This is a genomic window from Streptomyces sp. T39 (assembly GCF_008042045.1).
Taxonomy (GTDB): Bacteria; Actinomycetota; Actinomycetes; order Streptomycetales; family Streptomycetaceae; genus Streptomyces.
On record NZ_RDBP01000042.1, the window covers coordinates 1 to 4500 of the forward strand.

At 75.8% G+C, this 4500-nt stretch carries 5 protein-coding genes; 2 read left to right on the forward strand and 3 right to left on the reverse strand.

All coding sequences use genetic code 11. The features are described 5' to 3' along the window. Window positions 1–778 (reverse strand): S8 family serine peptidase (locus tag EAO77_RS28885; protein ID WP_147991284.1); only part of this gene is annotated, 778 nt, incomplete at its 3' end. Beyond that, window positions 775–1629 (reverse strand): hypothetical protein, encoded by an 855-nt coding sequence (locus EAO77_RS28890; RefSeq protein WP_147991288.1) that lies wholly within the window; start codon window positions 1627–1629, stop codon window positions 775–777. The genes EAO77_RS28885 and EAO77_RS28890, both read right to left, overlap by 4 nt. A gap of 731 nt (window positions 1630–2360) precedes the next feature. On the opposite strand from EAO77_RS28890, the gene EAO77_RS28900 reads away from it, so the two are divergent. Further along, on the forward strand, window positions 2361–3563 hold the full coding sequence (locus tag EAO77_RS28900) for an amino acid deaminase/aldolase (protein ID WP_147991285.1): 1203 nt from the start codon (window positions 2361–2363) through the stop codon (window positions 3561–3563). An 80-nt stretch (window positions 3564–3643) separates the two neighbouring features. Here the strand turns inward: EAO77_RS28900 and EAO77_RS28905 are convergent, their stop codons facing one another. Next, window positions 3644–4288, reverse strand: a complete 645-nt coding sequence (locus EAO77_RS28905) for an NAD(P)-dependent oxidoreductase (protein WP_147991286.1) — start codon at window positions 4286–4288, stop codon at window positions 3644–3646. On the opposite strand from EAO77_RS28905, the gene EAO77_RS39500 reads away from it, so the two are divergent. Further along, window positions 4287–4500: hypothetical protein (locus EAO77_RS39500; RefSeq protein WP_147991287.1), on the forward strand; the 214-nt coding region annotated here is incomplete at its 3' end. The two genes, EAO77_RS28905 and EAO77_RS39500, sit on opposite strands and share 2 nt — an antisense overlap.

Here is a 4500-nt window from a genome sequence, read left to right on the forward strand (position 1 = left end):
CCGGGTCGGCGATCACCACGTCCACTCCGGGGGCGCTGACAGTGGCGTACCAGCGGCGGGTGGAGAAGGCTGCGTGGGTGCCGAACCGGTCGACGGCCGTCACGGCGATCACCCCGGGGTAGGCGGCCGGGTACGAGACGCGGTCGCCCTTCTCGCCGCCGTTGCCGGCGGAGGCGACGACGACGGAGCCCTTGGCCAGCGCGTACTGGACGGCGGCGTCCTCCCCGGGCTCGGGGTGGGCCGACTCGCTGTCGTCGCCGAGGGAGAGGTTGATGACGTCGGCGCCCTGGTCGGCGGCCCAGCGGATGCCTTCGGCGAGGGCGGTGCCGCGCGACTTGCGGGCCCGGTCACGGGCCTTGTCCTTGCCCTCCAGGATGACCCGCACCGGAAGGATCTTCGCCTCGGGCGCGATGCCCATCACGCCGGACTCCCGGCCGGGGCCGTGGCCGTGGGCGGCGATGATGCCGGCCATCGCGGTGCCGTGACGGGCCCACGCCTCGTCCCCGCGCCCGGCGCCGAAGCCGATGAGGTCCTTGCCGGGCAGCACCGACCCGGCGAGGTCGGGGTGCCGGTCGTCGACTCCGGTGTCGAGCACCGCGACGGTGATGCCCCTGCCCTTGGTCGTCTGCCACACCTGCTCGGTGTGCATGGCTTCGAGGCCCCACTGCTGGGCCCGTATCGCGTCGGCGTGGGCGGGCGTCGCGGCGGGCAGGACCGCGAAGGCGGTGGCGACGACCGCGGCGGTGAGGCGGTCGCGGCGCGGAAGCAGGCGTCTCATTCCGTCTTCTCCGTGGCGCGGGCCGCGGCGGCGCGCAGTCCTCGTTCGATGCGTGCGGCGATGCCCGCGGCGTCGTGGCCGAGCCCCGCCTGGGCGGCGGGGGTCGCGGCGCCGTCAGCGGTGGCGTCGCCCGCGGGCTGTGGGTCGCGGACCTCGCGTCCGTCGGCGAAGCCGGAGACGGCGAAGACGACGACGGGTGCCTCGGTCACCACGCCGACGGTCCAGCTGGCGCGCTGACCGTCACCGAACCCGGCGGCGACGGTCCCCTTGGCGGGGAGGGTGCGCGGCATCAGGTCCCTGCGGTCGCCCAGCCCCTCGGTGCTGAACCTGTTGTGGAGGGCGAGCATGCCGTCACGTTCGGCCTCCGTGAAGACCATGCCGACCGTGGTCACGCTGCTGGCGGTGGCGTCGGTGTAGGTGGCCCGGACGACCCGGACGCAGCCGACCTGCTCCATGGTCCGGGCGAGCAGGGGGTCGAGGGCGCTCGCGCAGTCGGAGTCCGGGGCGACGGCGACGCGGGTCCACGTCCGGTCGGCGCCGCCGGGCCCCGCGTCGTCCCCTCGCAGGGTACGCGGGAAGAGGGTGTCCACGGGCAGGCTGTGCCACAGGGTGCGCACCTCGGCGTCCCGCGCACGCTCGCTGTCGGCGGCCGAGGAGTCGCCGGTCAGCCAGGTGCCCGCGGCGGCACCGCCGATGAGCCCGACGCCGAGGACCACACAGACGATGGCGCCGACGGTGCGGGCAGGGCGGCGGGCCTTGACGGGCCGCAGCCGGGTGGTCATCTCGGCCGGGGTCTCGGGCGGCGCCCAGGCATGGGCGGGCGGCCGGGGCGCATCGGGCCGCGGCGTCATGTCGACCGACCCGACGGGCCTGCGCCTCGGCGGAGGCGGAACGGGCGCGGCGGGGGACGCGGGAGCCGCGGCGGCCCGGGGCGCGGGCGGAGCGGGAGGCCGGGCCGGTGCCGCGGGGCCCGCGTTGCGCGGTGCGGGCGGAGTGGGAGGTCCGGGCGGGGTGGGGCGCAGCCGGGTGGTCGTCTCCGTGGTCGTCTCCGTCTCGGGGACGGGGACGCTCCGCGCAGCCTCCCCACGGGGCGCGCCCGTTCCGCCTCCGCCGAGGCGCAGGCCCGTCGGGTCGGTCGACATGACGCCGCGGCCCGATGCGCCCCGGCCGCCCGCCCATGCCTGGGCGCCGCCCGAGACCCCGGCCGAGATGACCACCCGGCTGCGGCCCGTCAAGGCCCGCCGCCCTGCCCGCACCGTCGGCGCCATCGTCTGTGTGGTCACGCTGATCCGTGCGGCGGCGCGGGCGGATGGAGCATGTCCGAGATGCGGGAGCGGGGCGGGGGCTGCTCGCCCGAAGGGCGCTGCGCCTCCGTGCTCATTCCGCCCCCCGTTGCTGTGTCCGCTCACCGCCCACCGCACGCCGCCGCACGGATCAGCGTGCTGGGCAGGTCCGTTCACCGGCTCGTGCGAGTCACTCTAACGGGCTGCGCCGGGCCGGTCCGTCACGCGGGAGACGGTCCGTGGGGATCTGCCCAGAACATCCACTACCCCGGGGTAATCAGGTCTGGCAAGCTCGGGCCATGACTCCCCGTGCCGCGGACCGGGCCCGCTACGACAAGGCCACCGCACATCTGGATGCTCCTCTGGCCGTCGTCGATCTCGACGCCTTCGACGCCAACGCCGACGATCTCGTCCGCCGGGCCGGCGGCAAGCCGATCCGGGTGGCGAGCAAGTCGGTGCGGTGCCGGGCCCTGTTGGAGCGGGTACTCGCCAGAGAAGGCTTCGCCGGGATCATGTCGTTCACCCTGGACGAGTCCGTGTGGCTGGCCCGGGCCGGATTCGGCGATGTGCTGCTCGCCTATCCCTCCGCCGACCGCGCGGGCTACGCCGAACTCGCCGCGGACCCCAAGCTGGCCGCCGCGGTGACGGTGATGGTCGACGACGTCGCGCAACTGGACCTGATCGACCGGTCGCGGGCGGGCGGCAAGGAGGAGATCCGGGTCTGTCTGGAGATGGACACCGCCCTGCACCTGCTGGGCGGCCGGGTGCGGGTCGGCGCCCGCAGGTCCCCGCTGCGCGGCGCCGCCCAACTGGCCGACCTGGCCCGCTCGATCGCCCGGCGGCCGGGCTTCCGGCTCGTGGGCGTCATGGCCTATGAAGGGCACATCGCCGGTGTCGGCGACGCGGTGGCCGGGTCGCCGCTGAGGTCCCGGGCCGTGCGGCTGATGCAGCGCGCGGCACGGGCGGAGCTCGCGACCCGGCGGACGGAGGTCGTGCGCGCGGTGCGCGCGGTCGAGCCCGATCTCGAATTCGTCAACGGCGGTGGCACCGGCAGTGTGCAGCACACCGCCGCCGAGGACTCCGTCACGGAGATCGCGGCCGGTTCCGGGCTGTACGTGCCGCGTCTCTTCGACAACTACACCTCCTTCAGCGGCCGTCCGGCCGCGCTGTTCGCCCAGCCCGTGGTGCGGCGACCGGGAGTGGGGACGGTGACGGTGCTCGGCGGCGGATATCCGGCCTCCGGCGCGGCCGGCAAGGACCGGCTGCCGGTCCCCTACCTTCCGGAAGGGCTGCGCTACGACCCCCAGGAGGGCGCGGGCGAGGTGCAGACCCCGCTGATCGGCCCGCCCGCCGACGATCTGCTCATCGGGGACAAGGTGTGGTTCCGTCACGCCAAGGCCGGGGAGCTGTGCGAGCGCTTCGCCGCCCTGCACCTGATCGAGGGCGACCGGGTGACGGGCACCGCGCCCACCTACCGGGGCGAGGGCCGCACGTTTCTCTAGGGACGCGCGTTTCTCCAGGGACGCGCGTTTCTCCAGGGACGCAGTCGGCACGTGGGCTCCTTCAGCGGGCGACCGTGCAGTCAGTAGGCGACCGTGAAGCGGCCGCGCCGGTGGCGGGGGTGTTCGGCCTCGTCGATCAGGGCCACGGCGAAGTCCTCCAGGGAGATCACGGAGCGCCCGTCGGGGTCGGTGAGCAGGGTGTCCGCGCCGCGGCGGTAGACGCCGGTGCGCTTGCCCGGTTCCAGCAGGGCGGGCGGGCTGAGGTACGTCCAGTCCGCGGCGGGTGGTGCCGCACGGCAGGCGTCGAGCTGGGCGGCGCACGCGGCCGCGACGGCCTTCCAGTCGTCGGGGAAGTCCGGGGCGTCGGCGACGGTGCCTCCGCCGGGGCCGGGCACGGTGAGGGTGCCCGCGCCGCCGACGAGCAGGAGGCGGACGCCGCTGCGCGCGGTGCCGTCGAGGAGTGCCTCGGCCGTCGCGACGAGTTCCTGCTCGCGGCCGGCTCCCGGGCGGGTCGCGCTGATGACCACGTCCTGGCCCCGGGCGAGCCGGGCGACGGCCGCCGGGTCCGACGCGTCGCCCGAGCGGCGACGGGCCCCCGGGGGCAGGGCGGCCGCGTACCGGGCCGGGTCCCGGACGACCGCGGTGACGTCATGTCCCCGCGACAGCGCCTCGCTCACGGTCCTGCGTCCCACCTGGCCGGCTGCTCCGAAGACGGTCATGCGCATGGTCGGTCTCCCTGGTCTGTGCGGTGTCGGGTCGTGGTCGGACGGCGCGGCGGGACGGGGCGTGCCGGCGCTGCGCCGCCACGAGGGCGGCGAGGACGACGGCGGCGCCGACGGCCTGGAGTGCGTTGAGCCGCTCCCCGGCGACGATCACGCCGAGGACGGTGGCGACGAGCGGGCTGAGGAGGCCGAGGAAGGAGACCGCTGTCGGCGGC